This is a genomic window from Nocardioides sp., assembly GCF_036274455.1.
Lineage (GTDB): Bacteria > Actinomycetota > Actinomycetes > Propionibacteriales > Nocardioidaceae > Nocardioides.
The window spans coordinates 1-21,566 of record NZ_DASUFR010000222.1; the positions used below are offsets into that span (position 1 = coordinate 1).

25 protein-coding genes are annotated in these 21,566 nt (G+C 71.3%); 16 read left to right on the forward strand and 9 right to left on the reverse strand.

Annotation, left to right across the window (positions count from 1 at the left end; translation table 11 throughout):
- The first annotated feature begins 73 nt into the window (after positions 1-73).
- From VFV89_RS21130 to VFV89_RS21140, 3 genes are all read left to right on the forward strand, one after another.
- The gene (locus VFV89_RS21130; RefSeq protein WP_329707956.1) at positions 74-610 is read left to right on the forward strand and encodes a DUF6318 family protein; all 537 of its coding nucleotides are present in this window, start codon (positions 74-76) and stop codon (positions 608-610) included.
- A gap of 332 nt (positions 611-942) precedes the next feature.
- Positions 943-1,323 (forward strand): hypothetical protein, encoded by a 381-nt coding sequence (locus VFV89_RS21135; protein ID WP_329707957.1) that lies wholly within the window; start codon positions 943-945, stop codon positions 1,321-1,323.
- Between the two features lie 67 nt (positions 1,324-1,390).
- On the forward strand, positions 1,391-2,599 hold the full coding sequence (locus VFV89_RS21140; RefSeq protein ID WP_329707958.1) for a site-specific DNA-methyltransferase: 1,209 nt from the start codon (positions 1,391-1,393) through the stop codon (positions 2,597-2,599).
- Positions 2,600-2,970: 371 nt separating this feature from the next.
- Here VFV89_RS21140 and VFV89_RS21145 read toward each other — a convergent pair whose 3' ends face one another.
- The gene (locus VFV89_RS21145; RefSeq protein WP_329707959.1) at positions 2,971-3,540 is read right to left on the reverse strand and encodes a GNAT family protein; all 570 of its coding nucleotides are present in this window, start codon (positions 3,538-3,540) and stop codon (positions 2,971-2,973) included.
- Positions 3,541-3,601: 61 nt separating this feature from the next.
- Between VFV89_RS21145 and VFV89_RS21150 the strand changes: the two genes are divergently transcribed.
- Positions 3,602-4,207 carry a TetR/AcrR family transcriptional regulator gene (locus VFV89_RS21150; protein ID WP_329707960.1) on the forward strand — a complete coding sequence of 202 codons (606 nt, stop codon included), beginning with the start codon at positions 3,602-3,604 and terminating at the stop codon, positions 4,205-4,207.
- Here VFV89_RS21150 and VFV89_RS21155 read toward each other — a convergent pair.
- A complete protein-coding gene (locus VFV89_RS21155; RefSeq protein WP_329707961.1) occupies positions 4,200-4,730 on the reverse strand; it encodes a DUF6174 domain-containing protein in 531 nt (176 codons plus the stop codon). The genes VFV89_RS21150 and VFV89_RS21155 overlap by 8 nt on opposite strands.
- 43 nt (positions 4,731-4,773) lie before the next feature.
- On the opposite strand from VFV89_RS21155, the gene VFV89_RS21160 reads away from it, so the two are divergent.
- The 3 genes from VFV89_RS21160 (at position 4,774) to VFV89_RS21170 (ending at position 7,165) form a co-directional block, all read left to right on the forward strand.
- Entirely contained in the window at positions 4,774-6,363 is a 1,590-nt protein-coding gene (locus VFV89_RS21160) for a metallophosphoesterase family protein (RefSeq protein ID WP_329707962.1), read from the forward strand.
- A gap of 11 nt (positions 6,364-6,374) precedes the next feature.
- Complete coding sequence (locus tag VFV89_RS21165) at positions 6,375-6,560, forward strand: DUF5302 domain-containing protein (RefSeq protein WP_329707963.1); 186 nt, start codon at positions 6,375-6,377, stop codon at positions 6,558-6,560.
- 65 nt (positions 6,561-6,625) lie between these two features.
- The gene (locus VFV89_RS21170; protein WP_329707964.1) at positions 6,626-7,165 is read left to right on the forward strand and encodes a MaoC family dehydratase; all 540 of its coding nucleotides are present in this window, start codon (positions 6,626-6,628) and stop codon (positions 7,163-7,165) included.
- Here the strand turns inward: VFV89_RS21170 and VFV89_RS21175 are convergent.
- Positions 7,162-8,370, reverse strand: coding sequence for an MFS transporter (locus tag VFV89_RS21175; RefSeq protein ID WP_329707965.1), 1,209 nt, complete (start codon positions 8,368-8,370; stop codon positions 7,162-7,164). The two genes, VFV89_RS21170 and VFV89_RS21175, sit on opposite strands and share 4 nt — an antisense overlap.
- Positions 8,371-8,473: 103 nt before the next feature.
- On the opposite strand from VFV89_RS21175, the gene VFV89_RS21180 reads away from it, so the two are divergent.
- Genes VFV89_RS21180 through VFV89_RS21200 form a run of 5 tightly spaced genes read left to right on the forward strand, consistent with a single transcriptional unit; the run spans position 8,474 to position 12,974 of the window.
- Positions 8,474-10,435, forward strand: a complete 1,962-nt coding sequence (locus VFV89_RS21180; protein WP_329707966.1) for a CASTOR/POLLUX-related putative ion channel — start codon at positions 8,474-8,476, stop codon at positions 10,433-10,435.
- A 25-nt stretch (positions 10,436-10,460) separates the two neighbouring features.
- Positions 10,461-11,018 carry a histidine phosphatase family protein gene (locus VFV89_RS21185; protein ID WP_329707967.1) on the forward strand — a complete coding sequence of 186 codons (558 nt, stop codon included), beginning with the start codon at positions 10,461-10,463 and terminating at the stop codon, positions 11,016-11,018.
- Between the two features lie 31 nt (positions 11,019-11,049).
- Complete coding sequence (locus VFV89_RS21190) at positions 11,050-11,682, forward strand: DUF6758 family protein (RefSeq protein WP_329707968.1); 633 nt, start codon at positions 11,050-11,052, stop codon at positions 11,680-11,682.
- Between the two features lie 21 nt (positions 11,683-11,703).
- Entirely contained in the window at positions 11,704-12,579 is an 876-nt protein-coding gene (locus tag VFV89_RS21195; RefSeq protein ID WP_329707969.1) for a PHP domain-containing protein, read from the forward strand.
- Positions 12,576-12,974, forward strand: coding sequence for a type II toxin-antitoxin system VapC family toxin (locus VFV89_RS21200; RefSeq protein WP_329707970.1), 399 nt, complete (start codon positions 12,576-12,578; stop codon positions 12,972-12,974). The genes VFV89_RS21195 and VFV89_RS21200 overlap by 4 nt, the downstream gene beginning before the upstream one ends.
- On the opposite strand, the gene VFV89_RS21205 is transcribed toward VFV89_RS21200, so the two are convergent.
- Positions 12,975-13,736 (reverse strand): SDR family oxidoreductase, encoded by a 762-nt coding sequence (locus tag VFV89_RS21205; protein WP_329707971.1) that lies wholly within the window; start codon positions 13,734-13,736, stop codon positions 12,975-12,977.
- A 64-nt stretch (positions 13,737-13,800) separates the two neighbouring features.
- On the opposite strand from VFV89_RS21205, the gene VFV89_RS21210 reads away from it, so the two are divergent.
- Both VFV89_RS21210 and VFV89_RS21215 read left to right on the forward strand, forming a co-directional pair.
- Positions 13,801-14,586: a ParA family protein gene (locus tag VFV89_RS21210; RefSeq protein WP_329707972.1), complete on the forward strand. Its 786-nt coding sequence runs from the start codon at positions 13,801-13,803 to the stop codon at positions 14,584-14,586.
- A 3-nt stretch (positions 14,587-14,589) separates the two neighbouring features.
- Entirely contained in the window at positions 14,590-15,327 is a 738-nt protein-coding gene (locus tag VFV89_RS21215) for a L,D-transpeptidase family protein (RefSeq protein WP_329707973.1), read from the forward strand.
- A gap of 93 nt (positions 15,328-15,420) precedes the next feature.
- Here VFV89_RS21215 and VFV89_RS21220 read toward each other — a convergent pair whose 3' ends face one another.
- Positions 15,421-16,395 carry an adenosine deaminase gene (locus VFV89_RS21220; protein ID WP_329707974.1) on the reverse strand — a complete coding sequence of 325 codons (975 nt, stop codon included), beginning with the start codon at positions 16,393-16,395 and terminating at the stop codon, positions 15,421-15,423.
- 10 nt (positions 16,396-16,405) lie between these two features.
- Positions 16,406-17,977: a DEAD/DEAH box helicase gene (locus VFV89_RS21225; RefSeq protein ID WP_414690416.1), complete on the reverse strand. Its 1,572-nt coding sequence runs from the start codon at positions 17,975-17,977 to the stop codon at positions 16,406-16,408.
- 67 nt (positions 17,978-18,044) lie between these two features.
- Here VFV89_RS21225 and VFV89_RS21230 point away from each other — a divergent pair, with 67 nt between their 5' ends.
- Positions 18,045-18,746, forward strand: a complete 702-nt coding sequence (locus VFV89_RS21230) for a ferritin-like fold-containing protein (RefSeq protein WP_329707975.1) — start codon at positions 18,045-18,047, stop codon at positions 18,744-18,746.
- Between the two features lie 107 nt (positions 18,747-18,853).
- Here the strand turns inward: VFV89_RS21230 and VFV89_RS21235 are convergent, their stop codons facing one another.
- The 3 genes from VFV89_RS21235 to VFV89_RS21245 form a co-directional block, all read right to left on the reverse strand.
- Positions 18,854-19,129, reverse strand: coding sequence for a hypothetical protein (locus tag VFV89_RS21235; RefSeq protein WP_329707976.1), 276 nt, complete (start codon positions 19,127-19,129; stop codon positions 18,854-18,856).
- 30 nt (positions 19,130-19,159) lie between these two features.
- Positions 19,160-19,384: a DUF3107 domain-containing protein gene (locus VFV89_RS21240; protein WP_329707977.1), complete on the reverse strand. Its 225-nt coding sequence runs from the start codon at positions 19,382-19,384 to the stop codon at positions 19,160-19,162.
- A gap of 79 nt (positions 19,385-19,463) precedes the next feature.
- Complete coding sequence (locus VFV89_RS21245; protein ID WP_329707978.1) at positions 19,464-20,102, reverse strand: TetR/AcrR family transcriptional regulator; 639 nt, start codon at positions 20,100-20,102, stop codon at positions 19,464-19,466.
- A 202-nt stretch (positions 20,103-20,304) separates the two neighbouring features.
- Between VFV89_RS21245 and moeZ the strand changes: the two genes are divergently transcribed.
- Entirely contained in the window at positions 20,305-21,510 is a 1,206-nt protein-coding gene (moeZ, locus tag VFV89_RS21250) for an adenylyltransferase/sulfurtransferase MoeZ (RefSeq protein WP_329707979.1), read from the forward strand.
- Positions 21,511-21,566 lie beyond the last annotated feature (56 nt).

The following is a 21,566-nucleotide window of genomic DNA, read 5'->3' on the forward strand; positions in this document are numbered from 1 at the left end:
CGCGACGGGTCGCGGCGGTGCGCCGGCGGCTGTACGTTGCGGGTCAAGGTTCTCTTTCTCGGGAAGGACCCGGATGTCCCGCACGCGCATGGTGGTTGCGACGGTGCTCGTCGCCTGGGTGCTCGGGGCGTGCTCGGACGACGACCCGAAGCCGGACATCTCGGACCCGACGCCGTCGGCGCCCGCGTCGTCAGTTCCGGTCAGCCCTTCGGAGAGCTCGGCGGCGCCGACGCTGAGTCCAGAGGAGACGGTGCGGGCATGGGTGGACGCCCAAAACACTGCCCTTGAAACGGGAGCTACTGCGGACCTCCGAGATCTTGCTGCGTCCGGATGCAGTGGCTGCGACGACTTTCCGAAGCCGATTGAGGACGTCTATGCAGCGGGTGGGTCGTTCCATGGTGGCCGTTGGAGATTGATCAACAGCCACGTTGCGACAAGTTCTACATCTGCAGTCCGCCTCACTGCGGCCGTGCGGATCGCCGGCGGCACCACGGTTCCTGCCGCGGGGGCCAAGCCAGTGAAGTACAAGCCACAGCACCACCTCATGTCGTTCGAACTCAAAATGGAGGCGGATGCGTGGCGATTCTCCGCTATTGCGTTTGTCTCCTAGTCATCTTCAGTCTCAGCTCGAGCCCGCAAGACGCGTCTGCCGCGAACGCACAGGCATGTCACACGGAGATTCATGCGTTCTACGTGAATGGGCTTCTTCAGACACACAATGTCGAGGTATGCACTGCATACGGAACTACTGGCTCGGCGCAAGAGGTCTTGGCCCCGACGGATTCAGGGCTGGATCCGATCTGCGTGAGCACTGCGATCACGAATGGAGTCGATCCCTTCGTGTTTTGCGACATTCCGCCTGAGGATGGTCCGGTTCGCCTTACTCCCGGGCTGATTGCGCAGGCGCTCGCCCGCATCCGGCTACCGCCGTCGACTCTGCAAGTGCAGCCACCCAACGGACGTACGCTCGTCAACTTCGACACGAACTTCTACACCGAGACCCAACCGTTCGACCGGACCGTGACCCTGCTCGGCCGGCGGGTCGACCTGCACATCGTGCCGAGCGAGTTCGGGTGGCGGTTCGGCGACGACCGGTCGTTGACGACCGACGAGCCCGGCTCGCCGTACCCGCACCTCGACGTGACCCACCGCTACCTCAGGAAGGGGCACGTGGCGCCGAGCGTGGACACGACGTACACCGCGACCTACCGCGTCGACGGCGGCGCCTGGCGCGAGGTACCCGGCTCGGTGACCATCCCCGGCGCGCCGGTCGATCTGGAGGTGCTGACGGCGACGCCGACGCTGGTGGGGTACGACTCGTGAAGGAGATCCTCCTGGCGCTGGTCACCTCTTCTCCGGATCAGCGCCGGAGAAGCCGTAGGGTCGCGGCGTGCGGCCGTGGAACACCTTCATCGAGGGCGACAACCTCGAGGTGCTCCCGCTGCTGACCGGGGAGTTCAGCGAGGTCGACCTGGTCTACATCGACCCGCCGTACAACACCGGGAACGCCTTCGCCTACGCCGACGACATCCGCGGTGACGCGGCGGCGACGAGGCACGAGGCGTGGGTCGCGATGATGCGGCCGCGGCTGGAGGCGGCGCGCGCGGTGCTGGCCGACCGCGGCGCGATGTTCGTCAGCATCGACGACAACGAGGCGGCCCACCTGCGGCTGCTGATGGACGAGGTGTTCGGCGAGGCCAACTTCCTCGCCCAGGTCGTCGTCAACCTCAACCCCAAGGGACGCCAGCTGGGGAAGGGGTTCGCGACGAGCCACGAGTACCTCCTGGTCTACGCCAGGGACGCCGCTCGAACCGTGCTCGACGCAAGCAGCCCGGACGCCGTGGTCGAGAGCGACTTCCCGCTGGTCGACCCGGACGGGCGGCACTACCGGCACCTGCCGCTGCGCAACACCAACAAGAAGTTCAACCCGGTGACCGCGCGGACCATGCACTTCCCCGTCTACGGCGACCCCGACAGCGGGCTGGTGCGCACCCGGCCGTTCGAGGGCAGCCACGAGATCGAGCCGGTGTTCGGCGACGGTACGCCGGCAGTCTGGCGGTGGAGCGCGCCGCTGATCGACGAGCGGCCCGGCGACCTGGTGTGCCGGCGGATCAAGGGCAGGCACGGCGAGCGGATCGACGTCTTCCAGAAGGACTGGCTGCACCGAGAGCCCGGCGGCCGGCGCAAGAAGCTGCGGACCATCTGGCTGGCCGAGGAGGTCGGCTCGACCGACACCGCGGTGGCCGAGCTGAAGGAGATCATCGGGCACGTCTTCGAGTCACCCAAGCCGACCGGGCTGGTGCGGCGGATCCTGGCCACGATGCCGGACGATGCGCTCGTGCTGGACTTCTTCGCCGGCAGCGGGACGACGGGCCATGCGGTGGCGCTGGCGAACGAGGAGGACGGCGGCGGCCGGCGCTGCATCAGCATCAACTCGGCCGAGCCGACCCGAGAGGGCTCGAACGCCCGCCTCGCCGGGCTGCGCACCGTCGCCGATATCACCCGGTCGCGCCTGCGCGCCGTGGCGGCGAGACACGGCGGCGGACTGACGGAGTGGGTCCTCGGCGACGGTCGACTTGCCCAGCACGACGGTGGCTGAGGTGCGAGGCGCCCCGGCGCCGAGCCTCGAAGCCAGGTGACCTGGGGCTGGGACTGGCGTGGGTGCCTTCGCTGCGGAGGTCTCGACGGGCTCGACCGGCGGTGGGCCACGGCGGTGGCTGAGGTGCGAGGCGCCCCGGCGCCGAGCCTCGAAGCCCGGTGACCTGGGGCTGGGACTGGCGCGGGTGCCTTCGCTGCGGAGGCTTCGAGGCTCGGCCGTGAACGGCCTCGCACCTCAGCCACCGAGGGGGCCAGCAGGTGCCATTGCTGCGGAGGTCTCGACAGGCTCGACCAGCGCCGAGCCGTCACGGTGGCTGAGGTGCGAGGCGCCCCGGCGCCGAGCCTCGAAGCCGGGTGACTCGGGGCTGGGACTCAGCCACCGGCGCGGGCGGCTCGCCACTCGGGGGCGAGGATGCTCCAGATCTCGGTGTCCCACCAGCGCTCGGCGTGGTGCCAGGACTCGCGGGTCGTCCCGTCGAGGGTGAGGCCGAGCCGCTTCGCGACGTTGCGGCTCGCGGTGTTCTCCGGCACGCAGTGCCACTCGGCGCGGTGCAGACCCCGCTCGAGCAGCGCCCAGTCGAGCATGGCGGCCACCGCCCGAGTCACGTAGCCGTGCCCCTGGGCGTCCGCCGCCAGCCAGACGCCGAGCTCGCACGACCCTGCGCCGGCCTCGAAGGTCCGGAACAGGGTGCCGCCGACCATCCGCCCTCCGACTCGCCCTCCCAGCCGCAGCGCGTAGATGCGCGGACCGTCCTGGGCGGTGCCGTCGGCGTACCGCTGCAGGAAGGCCCGGGCCGGCTCCTCCTCTGCGAGCGCGCTGCCCCAGGGCAGCCAGGGGGAGAGGTGGTCCTGCTCGGCAGCCACGAACGCCGCGAACTCCGCGGCCTGCCACGGCTCGAGGCCGGTGAGGGTCAGGTCGTCGCCGAGGTCGAGGGAGAGCATCGATGAGTCCTTCCGGGGTGCCTGCCGAGGCTACATAACAACTGTTGTGTAACCTACCACCATGCCCGTGACCGTGGACCACGACGTACGCCGCCGCGAGGTGGCCGAGGCGGTGTGGCGGGTCCTCGCCGACACCGGATTCGCGGGGCTGAGCATGCGCGCGGTGGCCCGCGAGCTGGGTGCGACCACCGGCCTGCTCACCCACTACTTCGGGAGCAAGCGCGAGCTGGTGCAGCACGCGCTCGAGGTCGTGCACGAGCGGACCGCGCCCCGGATGGCGGCTGCGGGCGAGGGTGTCGGTGGCCTCGAGGGGCTCCGGCTCCGGCTCCGCGCTGTGCTCGTCGAGGACGAGGAGGCCGCGGTCCTCAGCAAGGTGTGGGTCGGCTTCTGGGACCTTGCGCTGGCCGATGCCGAGCTCGGCCGATCCGAGGCCGCGCGCTACGAACGCTGGCGCGAGCGGCTGCGGCCGCTGGTCGACGAGGCGATCGACGCCGGTGATCTGAACGGCGAGCTGAACGGCGAGCTCGAAGGTGGCCGGGAGACCATCGTCGACATCCTCACCGCGTTCACCCATGGCCTGGTGGTCCAGGCGCTGTTCGACCCGGACCGGTTCCCGGTGGAGCGGCAGTACGCCGCCCTCGACGCGCTGCTCGCGGCGCTCAGCTGACCTGCACGTCGGCGATCGTGTAGCCGACCTCCTCGTCGGCCATCGTCTTGTGCGGGTCGACGTAGACCGAGCTCGGGTAGTCCTGGCCGGCCGGCCAGTCCACGGTCACCTTGTCGGCGGTGGTGTCGTTGGCCCTCGCGATGACGTCGTTGATCGTCAGCCAGGAGGACTTGTCCGCCGGGTCGCCGGCGTGGACCCCACTCCGACCGCCGTCGTCCTGGGTGTAGACGGCGCTCACCACCTCCCCGCCGGCCACGGTCACCTTGACCGGCACATTGGCGAACGCGCAGAAGCACGACACGGTCAGCTGGAAGGTGTAGTCGGCCGGCGCGAACTCCGGGTAGGTCCCCACGGTCGGGCTGGCCGAGGGGCTGGTCGCCGTGGTGGTCGGCGCCGGGTCCGAGGCGACCTCGCCGTCGTCCGAACCGCACCCCACCAGCGCGAGCGGCAGCACGAGAGCAGCAGCGGACAGCGCGAGACCTCGCATGCCGATCGGACGACTCCTCGGCGCGTCGGGTTCCATGCACCCACTCTGCCGGGTCGCCGGCGCTTATCTTCGGACCGCCATGACGCTGGTCCGACCCGAGCCCCCGCGGCGACGTGCGCCGCTGATCGGCGCTGCCCTGGTTCCCGCGCTTGTCGTGACCGCTTTCGGCGTACCGGCGGGCGGCGCGCGGCCGGCGCACGCCATCCGCGTGTCGTCGGTGACGTGGGCGGACGACGTGCCGGTCGCGGAGGGGGCTCTGGTGACCCTGCGGGTCACCCTGGCGGCCGGTGCCGCGACGGAGCCGATGGTCCGGGTGACCGGTGGGACCGTGGCGGGGATCCCGGACCTGTGCGCGGCCAGCACCGTCGTACGCCGCCGTTCCTACATCTCCAGTGCGGGCACCATGCTCGACTGCGTCGTCGTCGACCGGCACGCCCAGGAGCTGGCCGTCCAGATCCGCGCCGCGACGGGTGCGGGACCGCTGGCCGTGACGATCGCCGAGGCCGGCACCGCGACCGCGGCGCCGCAGCGCGCGGTCGTGGCCGGGACGCCGGACACCCCGCGCCGGCTCCGGCTGCTCTCCAGCCCCGACTTCCTCAACGCCGACGTCGCCGACCTCCGCCGCGGACCGGGCTTCTGGAACCCGCGCCGCTCGGCCAACTCCACCAGCCCGGCCTACGAGCGCGCCATCGACCACGTCCTCGACGACTGGGAGCGACAGGACCCCGACGCGGTGCTGGTCGCGGGCGACCTGGTCGACGGACGGTGGGGCCGGGACTCACACCACACGGGCAACTTCGGGCCGGTCGACACCGCCGCGCACCGGGCCGTCGCCGCCCGGCTGGCCGCGGAGACGTACTACCCGCAGTACGTCCGGCGGTTCCGCGCCCACCACCTCGACCTCTACCCGGCGCCGGGCGACCACGAGTACGGCGACAACCCCTGGACGACCTCGAAGCGCAGGCTCGCGCCGGTCTTCCAGGAGGAGTTCGCCCGCTACTTCACCCGCACGCCGTCCGGGCAGGCCCGGTTCCGCGACCATCCGAGGGGCCCGCACGCGGGGACGGCGTACGCCTTCCGCCCTGCCCCGGACGTCCAGGTGGTCACCATCGACCCGTTCGACGTCGCGGCTGACCACGCCCGGATCCGGGTCGACCGGCAGCAGCTGCGGTGGCTTGTGGGCGTGCTGCGCCGTGCCCAGCAGGACGGTGTGTCGTGGACGATCGTCCAGGGTCACGTGCCGATCCTCGAGCCGGTGCGGTCGCGGGGGTCGAGCGGGTTGCACTACCCGGGCGGCGCCCGGTCGCGGCTCTGGAAGGTGTTCGGCACCTACGGCGTCGACGCCTACCTGTGCGGCGAGGTCCACGACGTCACGGCGACCAGCCAGGACGGCATCCTCCAGCTCGCCCACGGCGGCGCGTTCCAGTTCGGGCTCACCACCTACGCCCTCCTCGACGTCCACGACGACCGCATCGACGTGACGCTGCGTGACTATGCCGTCAGGGTCCGCGACGCGCGCGACCACAGCCGGCTCTGGGAGACCGTCCGAAGCGGGCTCAGGAAGTGGGTCCGGGTCGACCCCGACCCGGTGACGATCGGGACGCTCACCCTGAATAGGAGCGGACAGGTCACCGCGCGAACAGGCATGCTGGTGCCCTACGAACCCTGACGGAGGAGACGATGGCCGACCAGTCCAGCGCGAACGACGACCTGAAGGCGAAGATGCGGGAGGCGTTGGATCGCAAGAACAAGAAGGCCAAGGGCGTCCAGGAGGACGGACCGCTGCGCGAGAAGGCGCACGGCTCGGAGGTCGTCGGCGGCGGCCCACGGATGCACCGGCGCAAGGCCGGCGGGGGCGGCAGCTGACCTCGTGAGATAGCCCACGCGCCCAGCCGGTGCCCCGGGTCGCGCCGAGCCGGGATCATGGGCGCATGCAGTTCGGACGCAGCTATGAGGAGTTCGAGGTCGGTGCGACCTACAAGCACTGGCCCGGCAAGACGGTGACCGAGTACGACGACCACCTGTTCTGCCTGCTCACCATGAACCACCACCCGCTGCACCTCGACGCGCACTACGCCGGTGAGACGACCCAGTTCGGCAAGAACGTCGTGGTGGGCAACTACGTCTACTCGATCCTGCTCGGCATGTCGGTGCCCGACGTGTCCGGCAAGGCGATCGCCAACCTCGAGATCGAGTCGCTGCGGCACGTCGCCCCGACCTTCCACGGCGACACCCTCTACGGCGAGACGACCGTGCTGGACAAGTGGGAGTCGACGTCCAAGGACGACCGCGGCGTCGTGCACGTGGAGACGATCGGCTACAACCAGGACGGCCAGGTCGTGTGCATCTTCCGTCGCAAGGTGATGGTGCCGAAGCAGAGCTACCTCGACGCCCGAGGCGGCGAGCAGCCCGGTCGGCCGGTGCCCCAGCCGGACAAGTCCTGGCCGGGCCCGGCCGGGCGAGAGAGCTAGACAGTCGGGTCGATCGGCTGGGGGGCCGGGGCCGTCACCGTCCCCGCCGGCGCGAACGCGGGCGCCAGCGGGAGGATCCCGAGGATCAGCACCATCGGCACCGCGAAGCCGAGGCGCAGCGAACCGGCGCCGACCAGCCCGGTGAGGACCGCGCCGAGCAGCCCGCCGACGTAGTTGAACTGGTTGAACCGCGCGATCACCGCATCGACCCGCGCCTGCTCGCCGCCGGCGATCCGCGCGGCCGCCGAGAAGCTGAGCGGCGCGATCACCGAGACCCCGGCCCCGAGCAGGGTGAACCCCACCACCGCCACCGGCCAGGTCGGCGAGGTCACCACCACCAGCAGCGCCAGCGAGGCGACCACCGCGCCTGTGCGCAGCACCGGCGTGGCGCCGTACCGCAGCACCAGCGAGTCGCCCGCCAGTCGCATCGCCAGGCTCGCCACGAGGTAGGGCAGCGTGGCCAACGCCACCAGCCCCTGCGGCGCGCCGACGACGTCGTCGAGGAAGGTCGGGCCCCAGGTCTGGGCGGCGGTGTCGACCATGTAGAAGAGCACCATCCCGAGACCGACCAGCAGGATCGGCCGCCACGGGACGGCGACCTGCGCGGCCTCGGCCAGCGCCTCGCCGTGCTCGCGCGGGAGGTACGGCGCGAACAGGGCGGCCAGCGGGACCACGGCGACCAGGCCGGCGGTCCAGAGGGGTGCGTGGGCCGCGGCGAGGGCATAGCTGGCGCCGATGATGCCGCCGAAGGTCCAGGCCCCGTGGAACGACGGCAGGATCGGACGGCCGTAGCGGTGCTCGACCGCGACCGCCTGCATGTTGCTGGTCGCGTCGACCATGCCCAGCCCCACGCCGTACGCCGCCAGCGCGGCGACGAACACCGCGACCTCCGGCGCTGCCGCGAGCACCGGGACCGCGATGCCGATCGTCAGCAGCCCGGCCCTCAGGGTGCGGGCGCTGTCGACCCGGTGGGCCACGAGCTCGGCGACCACCGACCCGGCCCCGGCCAGCAGCACGATCATCAGCAGCAGCAGCGACAGCTCGACCTCGGACAGGTCCCACTTGTCGGAGAACCTCGGCAGCCGCGTGGTCAGGCTGATGAAGACCATCCCCTGGGTGGCGAAGGCGAGGGCCGCCGCCCGGCGGGCCAGCTGGTCCCTGGCCATGGGGGTGGCCGCAGGGGCGGCCGCGGGGGTGCTCTGCATGGCCCGATCGTGCCAGTGACCGCGTCATTGCGGGCGGGGGAGGATCTTTCGGGCCATTCTGGGGTCCTGCCCGGCACATGGCCGGCGTTCGGAGAGGTGAGGGATGGCACGCACGGGACAGCAGCTGCGGGTCCGAACGGCCAAGGCGATGGCCGAGCGAAGCGGCGGCAACGTCAAGGTGGCGACGGAGAAGAAGTCCGGCTTCGGCGACCGGCTGCGCTACATGTTCGACAACTCCATGTCGTCGGGGACGCCCGCCCTCATCGCCTGGCTGACCGCTGCGACCCTCGTGCTGATCATCGTCTTCGCACTGGTCCTGACGCTGACCGGGCTCAACCAGGAGGGCGACGACCGGAACTTCTTCGAGGACCTCTTCTACAACCTGTTGCACGCGCTCGACCCCGGCACCGTCGGCGGTGACTCCGGCTCGTGGGCGTGGCTGCTGACCATGCTGGCCCTCACCCTGTGCGGCCTGTTCATCGTCAGCGCCCTGATCGGTGTGCTCGCCACGGGCATCGACAGCAAGCTCGCCGACCTGCGCCGCGGCCGCTCGATCGTCCTCGAGGAGGACCACACCGTGATCCTCGGCTGGTCGGAGTCGATCTTCACGATCATCTCCGAGCTCACCCTGGCCAACGAGAGCCGCAAGGACCCGGTCATCGTGATCCTGGCCGACCGCGACAAGGTCGACATGGAGGACGAGCTCAAGGTCAAGGTCCCCGAGCGGCGCGGCACCAGGATCATCTGCCGCTCCGGTTCGCCGATGGACCTCGACGACCTGCGGCTGAGCAGCCACGAGACCGCCCGCTCGGTGATCCTGCTCGCACCGGACTCCGACGACCCCGACGCCGAGGTCATCAAGACGTTGCTCGCCCTCACCCACCACGTCGACGAGGGGAGCGAGGCGGCGCCGCGGATCGTCGCCGAGATCCGGGACCCGAGCAACCTCGAGGCGGCATCCCTCGTCGGCAAGGGCCGGACCACGCTCCTCGACATCCGCGAGACCGTCGCCAAGCTGGTCGTCCAGACCTCGCGCCAGTCCGGCGCCGCGGCCGTCTACACCGAGCTGTTCGACTACTCCGGCGACGAGTTCTACTTCCACGAGGACCACGGGCTCGCCGGGTCGACGTACGCCGAGGCGCAGCTCGCCTTCGAGGCGGCATCCGTCGTCGGCGTCATCGGCGGCGGCGTCTCCAAGCTGAACCCGCCGCCGGACACCCCCATCACCGCCGAGCAGACCCTCATCGTGGTCGTCGAGGACGACTCGGCGCTCGAGGGTCAGTCGCGGTCGATGACCGAGCCCGCGCTGAACCGGCTCGGCAACGCCACCGCGACCGACGTGCACCCCACGCAGGCGCTCCTGGTCGGCTGGAACCAGCGCGCCCCGATCGTGCTGCGCGAGCTCGACCGCTACGCGCCGCCCGGCTCGACGCTGACCGTGCTGACGGCGTACGGCGACCCGGTCGTGCCGGCGTTCCACAACCTCGCGGTCAGCGTGGTCAAGGCGCCCACGACCAACCGTGCGGTGCTCGAGGAGCACGTGGCCGCCGACCTCGACCAGATCATCGTGCTCTGTTACGACGAGGACCTCGACGTGCAGACCGCCGACTCGCGGACCCTGGTCACGCTGCTCCACGTCCGCGACATCCTCGGCAAGCTCGGCTCGGAGACACCCGTGGTCAGCGAGATGATCGACGACCGCAATCGGGTGCTCGCCTCGGTCGCCGACGTCGACGACATCGTGGTGAGTGGCGAGATCGTGTCGCTGCTGGTCACCCAGCTCTCCGAGGACGGCCGGCTGGAGGCGGTGTTCAAGGAGCTGCTCGGCGCCGACGGGAGCGAGATCTACCTGCGGCCGGCCGAGTGGTACGTCGAGCCGGGCGACGACGTGTCCTGGGCGACCGTCGTCGCCGGCGCGATCGGTCGCAACGAGACCGCGATCGGGCTCAAGTCCGCGCTGCTGGCCGAGCCGGGGCTGAAGTTCGGTGTGGTCGTCAACCCGCCGAAGTCGCAGACCTACACGGTCGGGCCGGGCGACGCGGTGGTCGTGCTCGCCGAGGAGTGAGAGTCGTCGGCTACCGTCGGGGCCCGTGGGCGAGGCGTGGCTGGTGCGGCACGGCGCCACGGAGTGGAGCGAGGCCGGCCGGCACACCTCGACGACCGACGTGCCGCTGACCCCAGCGGGTGAGGACGCGGCGCGGACGATCGCCGCGAGGCTGCAGGGCCACGACTTCGCGCTCGTGCTGACCTCGCCGATGACCCGGGCGCGGCGGACGGCCGCGCTGGCCGGGTTCGCCTCGGCCGCCGTCGACGACGACCTGCGCGAGTGGGACTACGGCGACTACGAAGGTGTCACCACCGAGGAGATCCGCGAGTCGGTGCCGGGCTGGACGGTGTTCTCCCACCCGTGCCCGGGTGGCGAGACCGCGTCCCAGGTCGGGGCCCGGCTCGACCGGGTGGTGGCGCGCTGCCGCGGCGCCGGGGGCGACGCGCTGCTGTTCGGCCACGGCCACGCGTTGCGGGTGCTGGCGGCACGGTGGCTGGGGCTGCCGGTCGAGGACGGCCGGCTGTTCGTGCTGCAGACCGCAACCCTCTCCGTGCTCGGCGACGAGCGCGAGACGCCGGCGCTGCTTCGGTGGAACTCTTGACCTGTCTCTCACCTGTCCTCGACGGTTGAGCATGCCTCTCTCGGCGAGCTGTCCTCGCTGCTCGACGCCGGTCGCGGAGTCCGGCGGGACGTGGTCGTGCCCCGACCACGGCCAGGTCGAGCCGCTGTGGCGGCCCGAGGAGGCGTCGTACGACACGTTCGTGGAGCACCTGCGCGCCACCGCGCGGTTCCCGACCTACCTTCCCTGGCCGCTCAGCCCGGGGTGGCGGGTCACCGACTTCGCCGCGGTCGGGACCGTGGACCGCGGCCGGGCCGCGATGACCTGCGTGTCCGGCACGTCCTCCCTCGACGGTCCGGTCGACGTGCTGATCATCACCGAGGAGCCGGGCGTCGGCCTCGGGGCCCGCATCGCCGGCACCTGGCACGACGACCCGGGCACCGAGGTCGGCGACGGCCCGCCGTGCCTCCGGGTCCGCGTCGACTCCCAGACCGTCCCGCTGTGGCCGGTCTCCACCTCCGCGGCGGGCGGCGAGTGGGACCGCTCCGTGGTCGCGGGCGAGGCCGAGGGGCGCTGGCTCTGGCTGGTGCTCCGCCCGGCCTCGGCCGTGCTCCTGCTCGCCGACGACTGGCTCCTGCGCGACGTGTCCGGCCTCGGCCCGCCGCTGGTGGAGCTGCCGTTCGGAGGTCCCGCGCCCGCCTGGTGAGCAGGCTCCTAGGCTCACCTCGTGCGCATCGACCTCCACACCCACACGCGGGCCAGCGACGGCACGCAGACCCCGGAGGAGCTGGTGCGAGCGGCCGACGCGGCCGGGCTGGACGTGCTGGGGCTGACCGACCACGACGCCACCGAGGGCTGGACCGAGGCGGCCCGCACGGCCGAGGAGGTCGGCATCGCGCTGGTGCGGGGCGTCGAGATCAGCACCAAGCACCTGGGGAGGGGAGCCCACCTGCTGGCCTACCTGGCCGACCCGACCTACCCGCCGCTCGTCGAGAAGCTCGAGAAGACGCTCGACGGGCGGAGCAGCAGGGTGCCGGCGATGCTCGAGCGGCTGCGCGACCTCGGGATCGAGGTCGACATCCACGACGTGCGCCGCGCCTCGGACGGCACGGCCGCGACCGGGCGGCCCCACGTCGCCGACGCGCTGGTGACGCTCGGGGTGGTGCCCGACCGGGGCGCGGCCTTCGAGCGCTACCTGAACCCGGGGCGGCCGGCCCACGTCAACCGGTACGCGCCCGAGCTGGTCGAGATGCTCCGCGTCGTCGACGAGGCCGGGGGCGTGAGCGTGCTCGCGCACCCCTGGGGCCGGCCCGGGTCCTCGGTGATGGACGAGCCGGCCATCGCGGAGCTGACCGCGCTCGGGCTGGCCGGCCTCGAGGTCGACCACCAGGACCACCCCCCGGAGCGGCGGGCACGGCTGCGGGCCATCGCGGAGAGGCTGGACCTCGTCGTCACCGGTTCCAGCGACCACCACGGCGCCGGGAAGCGCGACCACGAGCTGGGCGTCAACACCACCGCGCCCGAGCACTACGAACGGCTGCTCGCCCTCGCCGACGCCGCGTCCGCGCGGTCGGGGCGCACCACCCCCGAGGTGGTCCGGTGACTCGGTACGCCATCGACGCACCCACGCTGCTGCGCATCGTCGCCGACGAGGTGGCGGTCGACCCGAGCCACCAGCTCGTGGCCCCCAACAGCATCCGCTCCGACGCGCTCACCCTGCTGCTCGGTCAGGTCCGGCGCGGCGAGCTCACCGACAAGGCGGCCCGGGAGCTGCACACCCGGCTCACCGAGCTGAAGATCCGCACGCTCGGCGACCGGGTCTCGCGCTGGACGTCGTTCCAGATCGCCCGCGAGCAGGGCTGGGACACGACGTACGCCGCGGAGTACCTCGCCGTCGCCAGGCTGCAGGCCGACGCGCTGGTCACCGTCGACGAGGAGCTGGCCGGGAAGGCCGAGGGGATCGTCCCGGTCGAGCCGCTGCGGGCGCTGACGAGGTAGCTACTTCCGCCCCACCGACTGGAACCGCTGGAGCAGGCTGTTCGGGACCAGCCTCGACGCGGTGGCGATCGCCTTGTACTGGGGTGACGGGACCGAGACGACCTTGCCCTTGTCGAAGTCGGAGAGCGCATCGGACACGAGCCGCTCGGCCTCGAGCCACATGAAGCCCGGCGCCGAGCCGCGCGAGACGTCCATCCGCTCGTGGAACTCGGTCTTGGTGAACCCCGGGCAGAGCGCCATGATCCTGACGCCGCGGGGGCGGTACTCGTTGGCCGCCCACTCGGAGAAGGAGTTCACCCAGGCCTTGGCCGCGCTGTAGGTGCCACGCGGGAGGAACGCCGCCACGCTGGACACGTTGATCACCCCGCCCTCGCCCCGCTCGGTCATGGTCCGCAGGGCCGCGTGCGTGAGCCGCATGACGGCGACGACCAGCACCTCGAGCATCGCGGTCTCGGCGTCGGCGGAGTTGTCCAGGAAGCGGCCCTTCAGCCCGAAGCCGGCGTTGTTGACCAGCAGGTCGATCGGACGGCTGCTGTCCAGGAGCCTGGCCTCGACGCGGGCGAGCGACTCGCGGTCGGTCAGGTCGGCCGGGAGCACCTCGACCTCGACGCCGTGGTCGGCCCGCAGGGCAGCTGCGGTCTTCTCCAGCCGCTCCTCGTCGCGAGCCACCAGGACCAGGTCGTACCCGCGGGCCGCGAGCTGCTCTGCGAAACAGTGGCCGATGCCCGCCGTCGGGCCGGTCACGAGCGCGGTCTTCGACATGGACAGGAGTCTGACAGGTCGGTGGGCCACCGGACCGGGGTCGTCCGGCATGATGGGCTGTGTCATGACCGAGCGACGTACGACCGTGCTCGCGATCGCCAACCAGAAGGGTGGCGTCGCCAAGACGACGACCGTCGCGTCGATCGGTGCGGCGCTCGCGGAGCTCGGCCAGCGCGTGCTGCTGGTCGACCTCGACCCGCAGGCCTGCCTGACCTTCTCGCTGGGGATAGACCCCGAGGACCTCGAGCTGTCGATCCACCACGTCTTCACCAAGGGGCTGCCGGCCACCGAGGCGATCATCACCACCGAGGACGGCGTCGACCTCCTCCCGGCGACGATCGAGCTCGCCCGGGCCGAGGCCGATCTGCTCACCCGCACCGGCCGCGAGCACGTGCTGCGCGCCGTGGTCGAGGACCTGGTCGAGCAGGGCGAGGACTACGACTGGATCCTGCTCGACTGCCCGCCGTCGCTCGGCGTCCTCACCGTCGCCGCGCTCACCGCGGCCGAGGGCGTGCTGATCCCCCTGCAGTGCGAGACGCTGTCGCACCGGGGCGTCGGCCAGCTGCTCGACACGGTGCACGACGTACGCCGGTTCACCAACCGCGACCTCGCGGTGTGGGGCGTGCTGCCCACGCTCTACGACGGGCGCACCAACCACGCGCGTGCGGTGCTCGACACCATCGCCGACACCTACGACCTCGAGGTGCTCGAGCCGGCGATCCCCAAGACCATCAAGTTCGCCGAGGCGCCGGCCGCCGGGCGCTCGATCCTGGCCACCAGCCGCAGCAGCAAGGGTGCCCACGCCTATCGCGAGGTGGCATCCAACCTCCTGGCCCGGGCGGCCTCCTGAACCATGAGCAGCCATCGGGCCCATCCGCCGCGCCGCCACGCGGCGCCGCCGCCCGGTCGCCGTCGTGCGGCGAAGGTGCGCCCGCGGTACGGCCGGCTCACCGTGCTCGGTGCGGCGCTGAGTGTCACCGGGGTCGCGATGCTCGGCGGGGTCGGCGTGCTGCCGTCCGTGGCCGGCGGCTCCGGGGACGGTGGCCGGCCGGCCCTGGCTGTCGCCACCACGACCCCGTCATCCGCCCCGTCGACGCAGGCGTCCGCGCCGGCCGCGGCTGACAAGGAGGTGGTCGCGGAGGAGCCGTCGGCCATGCACGCCACGCACGCGGTCGCCGACGACCCACCGGTCCCCGCGAGCTCCGGGGAGGGCAAGCGGATCGTCTTCGACCAGAGCGACCAGCGGGTCTGGCTGGTGGGCGAGGACGGAAAGGTCGAGCGCACCTACCTGGTGTCGGGCAGCCTCTACGACAACCTCTTCCCGGGCACCTACGCGGTCTACTCGAGGTCCCTCCAGGCGTGGGGCGTCGACGACTCGGGGACGATGCAGTACTTCGTGCGGTTCACCCACGGCACCAACGACGCCGCCATCGGCTTCCATGACATCCCCGTCGACAACGGCCGGCTCGTGCAGACCGCGGCCCAGCTCGGCACGCCGCAGTCCCACGGCTGCATCCGCCAGCTGCGCGCCGACGCGATCGCGCTGTGGGACTTCGCCCCGGTCGGCACCGAGGTCGACGTCACGGCCTGACCGGACCACGCTCGTCGAGCTTGTCGAGTCGTTCGCAGCGTGGGCTGGGACTCGCCCGCGGTGCCCGGGCTGCGGGGATCTCGACGGGCTCGATCAGCGGTGGTGGGGTCCGCCTGCACCGGTGAAACACGCGTCCAGTGAGGACTGCGCGAGCCCGGCCAGGTCGGCCTCCGACAGGCCGCACGCCTCGGCCAGCGCGAGGTAGTTGTCGGCGACGTAGCCGCCAAAGTACGCCGGGTCGTCGGAGTTGACCGTCACCCGGACCCCGGCGTCCAGCAGCCTCGGGAGCGGATGGGCGGCCAGCTCCGGCACCACCCGCAGCCGCACGTTCGACACCGGGCACATCGTGAGCGGCGTGCCGTCGGCCGCGAGCCTGCGCACCAGCGCGGCGTCCTCGATCGCCCGAGCACCGTGGTCGATCCGCTCCACCCCGAGCACGTCGATCGCCTCCCAGACGTACTCCGGCGGCCCCTCCTCACCCGCGTGCGCCACGCAGCGGAGACCAAGACCCCGGGCCGCCTCGAAGGCGGCGGCGAACAGTCGCGGCGGGAGGCCGACCTCGGTCGAGTCCATGCCGAAGCCGGTCAGCTGCTCACGGTGGGGCTCGAGCGAGTGCACCATCTCGACGGCCTCCTCAGGCCCGCGGTGCCGGACGGCGCAGGCGATCAGTGCCAGGTGCGGGCCGCCGGTCTCGGCGCTCTCCTCCCCGGCGCGGGACAGGCCGGTGACGACGTCGGCCAGCGGTATGCCGCGGGAGGTGTGCTCCTGCGGGTCGAAGAACACCTCGGCCCGGACCACGCCGTCCGCGCGCGCCCTCGCCAGGTAGGCCTCCGCGAGGTCGTGGAAGTCCTCGGCCGTCCGCAGCACCGTCATGCAGGTGTAGTAGACGTCGAGGAAGGACTGCAGGTCGCGGAAGGAGAACGCCCGTCGCAACGCAGCCACGTCGGCGTACGGCAGGTCCACGCCGTTGCGCGCGGCCAGCTCGAAGGCCAGCTCCGGCTCGAGGCTGCCCTCGATGTGCAGGTGCAGCTCGGCCTTCGGCAGGCCGGCGACGAAGGTGCGGTCCACAGACCGCAGACTAGGCCGACGCGGTCGCCTGTCCAGCCGAACCGGAGCCCGAACGGCGGCGCCGGCGGCGCCGGTTGCGCGAGCCGCTGGAGCCCTCGGACTTCTCAGCCGGCGGACGCACCTCGGACGAGCCCGAGACCTCGACCTTCTCGCCGCCACGGGTCCGGGTCCGGTTGCGGTTCCGGTTGCGCTCCGGGCGGTCGGCTCGCTCGCCCCGGTCGCGCGGCGCCCGGCCGGCGCGCTCCTCACGGGGCTGCTCGGGCTTGGGGTCGACGATCCTGCCCTTGGTGCCCTTCGGGATGCCTTGGTCGTGGAAGAGGTGCTCGGAGGTCGAGTAGGTCTCGATCGGCTCGTCGAAGGGCAGGTCCAGCGCCGAGTTGATCATCTTCCAGCGATGCACGTCGGCCCAGTCGACGAAGGTGATGGCGATGCCCGACGCGCCGGCCCGGCCGGTGCGGCCGATGCGGTGCACGTAGGTCTTGTCGTCCTCGGGGCAGGTGTAGTTGATGACGTGCGTGACGCCCTGGACGTCGATGCCGCGGGCCGCGACGTCGGTCGCCACCAGCACCTGCAGCTTGTCCTCGCGGAACCGGGTCAGCGCCTTCTCACGTGCCACCTGGGCCATGTCGCCGTGCAGCGCCGAGGACTTGAAGCCGCGCTCCTGCAGGTCGTCGGCGACCCGCTGCGCCTGGCGCTTGGTGCGGGTGAAGACGATCATCTTGCCGGCGTCCTCGGCCTGCAGGATCCGGCCGATCATCTCGGGCTTGTCGAGGTCGTGCGCGAGGTAGATGAACTGCGCGGTCGCGGGGACCGTGGCGTTCTCGTAGGAGGACTCGGCCCGGATGTTCATCGGGTGGCGCATGTGGCGCCGGGCCAGCGCGACGATCGCGGCCGGCATGGTGGCAGAGAACAGCATCGTCTGCCGGGTCTCGGGGGTCATCGAGAGGATCTTCTCGACGTCGGGGAGGAAGCCGAGGTCGAGCATCTCGTCGGCCTCGTCGAGCACCATTGCGTGCACGTGGGACAGGTCGAGCGCGCGCCGGTCGGCCAGGTCGATCAGCCGGCCGGGCGTGCCGACCACGACGTCGACCCCGCTCTTGAGCGCGTCGAGCTGCGGTTCGTAGCCGACGCCGCCGTAGACGGTCAGCACCCGCATGCCGCGGTCGGCGCCGGCCAGGGCCAGGTCGCCGGACACCTGCAGCGCCAGCTCACGCGTCGGGGCGACGACAAGCGCCTGCGGCTTGCCGTCGGGGATCTCGCTGTAGTCGGGGTCGTGCGGCGCGATGCTGCGCTGCAGGATCGGGATGCCGAAGGCCAGCGTCTTGCCGGTGCCGGTGCGGGCCTGGCCGATCAGGTCGGTGCCCATCAGGGCGACCGACAGGGTCATCTCCTGGATGGCGAACGGGGTGGTGATGCCGGCGCGCTCGAGCGCGTCGCATATCTCGGGGAGCACCCCGAGCTCTCTGAACGTGGTCAGGGGTCTGTCGCTTTCGTGTGTAGTTGTCAGCCCGCTCCGGCTCGTAGGCCGGGGGAGCCGAACTGGAAGGTCTGTCAGTTCGGTGCGGCCGACTTCACACGTCAACCGCGCACATCCTGGGCCGTCGGATGACGGCCCCTACCGGTGTCAATGGTATCGGTAGGGTGCGCGCGTGGCTGAATCTCCGCCGGACGAGAGCCCCCTGGTCTTCGAGGACCCCGCCTACCGGGATGCGGTCGTCGACCTGCTCGGCGCCGTGTCGTACGGCGAGATCTCGGCGTTCGAGAGGCTGGCCGAGGACGCCCGGATGGCCCCGACGCTGGAGGACAAGGTCGCGATCGCGACCATGGCCAGCGCTGAGTTCGGCAAGGTGGCCGCGCTGCACGACCGGATCCGGAGGCTGGGTGCCGACCCCTTCGAGGCGATGGCGCCGTTCCGGGACGCGATCGACCTCTTCCACGCGCACACCGCGCCGTCGGACTGGTTCGAGAGCCTGATCAAGGCCTACGTCGGCGACGGGCTGGCCAACGACTTCTACCGTGAGATCGCGGCGTTCCTCGACACCGAGACGCGCGACCTGGTCGTGGCCTCGCTCGACGACGAGGGGCACGCGGCGTTCGTGGTCGACCGGGTGCGCGCCGCGATCGGCGCCGACCCGCGGCTGGCCGGCCGGCTGGCCCTGTGGGGGCGGCGGCTGATGGGGGAGGCGCTCACCCAGGCCCAGCGGGTCGCCGCGGAGCGGGACGCGCTCTCCGCGCTGCTGGCGGGCGGGGTCGACCGGCCCGGGCTCGACCTGGCCGCGATCGGCCGGATGTTCACCCGCATCACCGAGCGCCACGCCGCCCGGATGGAGGAGCTGGGCCTCGCCGCCTAGCGAGGATGTGGACAACGTCGCGATAGTCCGTGACGAAATGGCTGGACGAACACCGTTCTCCACAACCACTTCGTCACGGACTATCCCGGCGGTGGGGCAGGACGAGCTCAGGCGCGCTTGCGTCGGCCCAGCACCGCGGCCGCACCGATCACCAGGATCGCGGCCACCGCGACCTGCCAGATGTGGCGCCACCAGTCGATGCGGGCGGTGTCGGCCTTGAAGTCGAAGACGTCGACGTAGAGCCAGTTGCCGAGGAAGACACCGCCGACGCCGCACAGGACCGTGGCCCACAGCGGGATGTCGCGGTCACCGGGTGCGACCCACTTGCCGAGCATGCCGATGATGGCGCCCCCGATGAGCGCCCAGAGGATCGTGCCGACCATGGTGTGGAGCTCCTGTCCCGGCCCGGCCGGTCAGCTCCGGAAGCCGACCATCCCTGCGACGCCGGTACCGATCTCGACGTAGGCAACCTTAGCGCCGGGTACGACGAACTTGCGGCCCTTGGTGTCGGTCAGCGTGATCACGCCCGACTCGCTGGACAGGGCCTCGCTGACCTGCTTCTCGATGTCCTCGGCTGACAGGTCCACATCCACGATGAGCTCTCGCTGGGCCTGCTGGACGCCGATCTTGACCTCCACGGTCGTTCCTCCTGAGAAAAGTCTGTGCTGGGGCGGAAAGTCTGGGTTGGAAGGGTTGGAACGGTCTGGCTCGGAGCGGTCAGTGCTCGTCGGTGAGTGGGTAGCCGCGGATCCCCCGCCAGGCCAGCCCGGCGACCAGCGCGGCCGCCTCGGACCGCTCGATGCCACCCGCCTCGGTCAACCAGAACCGCGCGCTGACCTGCGCCATTCCCACCAGGGAGACCGCAAGCAGCCGGGACTCCTCGTCGGAGAGGCCGGTGTCCTCGTGGATCACGTCCGCAACCAGTGCCGCGGTCTCGCTGGTGACGCGCTCGACCTGCTCGCGCACCGCGGGCTCGTTGACCAGGTCGGACTCGAAGACCAGCTTGAACGCGCCGGAGTCGCTGGCCACGTAGTCGTAGAAGACCGCCATCGTGGCCTCGACCCGTTGCTTGTTGTCCTGGGTCGACTCCAGCGCGGCGCGGGTGCCGCCGATGATCGTGTCGCAGGAGGTGTCCAGCAGGGCCAGGTAGAGGTCGAGCTTGCCGGGGAAGTGCTGGTAGAGCACCGGCTTGGACACCCCGGCCCGGTCGGCGATGTCGTCCATCGCGGCCGCGTGGTACCCCTGCGCGACGAAGACCTCGAGCGCGGACTGCAACAGCTGGGCGCGCCGCTCGCGCCGAGGCAGCCGCCCCCCGCGCGGTCGCGCGGCCTCCACGTCGTACTGGCCGGTACTCACGGCTTGACCCTACCCAAACCGGGCCGGCCGACCGGATGACGGGACGTGTCGGCCGTGGCGGCGTGGCGCGGCCACCATGGAGGGAACAGATCGAGCGCCTCGCGGCGTTCTTCCATCATCGACCACAGGTCGGTCACCACTCGATCACCAGGTGATCACCGGGCGATCGACGACCACCAGCAGTCCAGAAGCAGGAGCAGCAGTGCCGACATCCCTGGCCCCACTCGTGGAGCCCGCCGACGAGCTCACCATCGACGAGGTGCGCCGCTACAGCCGTCACCTGATCATCCCCGACGTCGGGATGGCCGGGCAGAAGCGGCTGAAGAACGCCAAGGTGCTGGTGATCGGCGCCGGCGGCCTGGGCAGCCCGGCGCTGCTCTACCTGGCTGCGGCGGGCGTGGGCACCCTCGGCATCGCGGAGTTCGACGAGGTGGACGAGTCGAACCTGCAGCGCCAGGTCATCCACGGGCAGTCCGACATCGGCAAGTCCAAGGCCCAGTCGGCCAAGGAGTCGATCCAGGAGACCAACCCGTACGTCGAGGTCGTGCTGCACGAGGAGCGGCTGGACAACGACAACGTCCTCGACGTCTTCCGCGGCTACGACCTCATCGTCGACGGGACCGACAACTTCGCCACGCGCTACATGGTCAACGACGCGGCCTACTTCCTCGGGATCCCCTACGTCTGGGGCTCGATCTACCGCTTCGACGGCCAGGCGTCGGTGTTCGCGCCCACGCTGGCCGAGGACGCGCCCTGCTACCGCTGCCTCTACCCCGAGCCGCCGCCGCCGGGGATGGTGCCGAGCTGCGCCGAGGGTGGCGTGCTCGGTGTGCTGTGCGCCTCGATCGGGTCGATCCAGGTCAACGAGGCGATCAAGCTGATCACCGGCATCGGCGACCCCGCGGTCGGCGAGCTGGTCATCTACGACGCTCTGGAGCTGAGCTGGCGCAAGCTGAAGGTGCGCAAGGACCCCAACTGCGCGCTGTGCGGTGACAACCCGACCGTCACCGAGCTGATCGACTACGAGACCTTCTGCGGCGCGGTCTCCGAGGAGGCCGCCGAGGCGGCGGCCGGCTCGACGATCTCCGTGGTGCAGCTCGAGCACATGCTCAAGGAGCGCGCCGAGGGCACCCGCGACTTCGTCCTCGTCGACGTTCGCGAGCCCAACGAGTACGACATCAACAAGATCCCGGGCTCGGTTCTGATCCCGAAGGGCGAGTTCCTCAACGGCCACGCCCTCGAGCAGCTGCCCGCCGACAAGCAGATCGTCATGCACTGCAAGACCGGCGTCCGCTCGGCGGAGACCCTGGCGATCGTCAAGGGCGCCGGGTACGCCGATGCCGTCCACGTCGGCGGCGGCATCTCAGCCTGGGTAAACCAGATTGACCCCAGCCAGCCGTCGTACTGAACTAGCTGCTGTTGGACTCGACGTCCCGGCCGTCTGCTACCGGCCGGGGCGTCGTT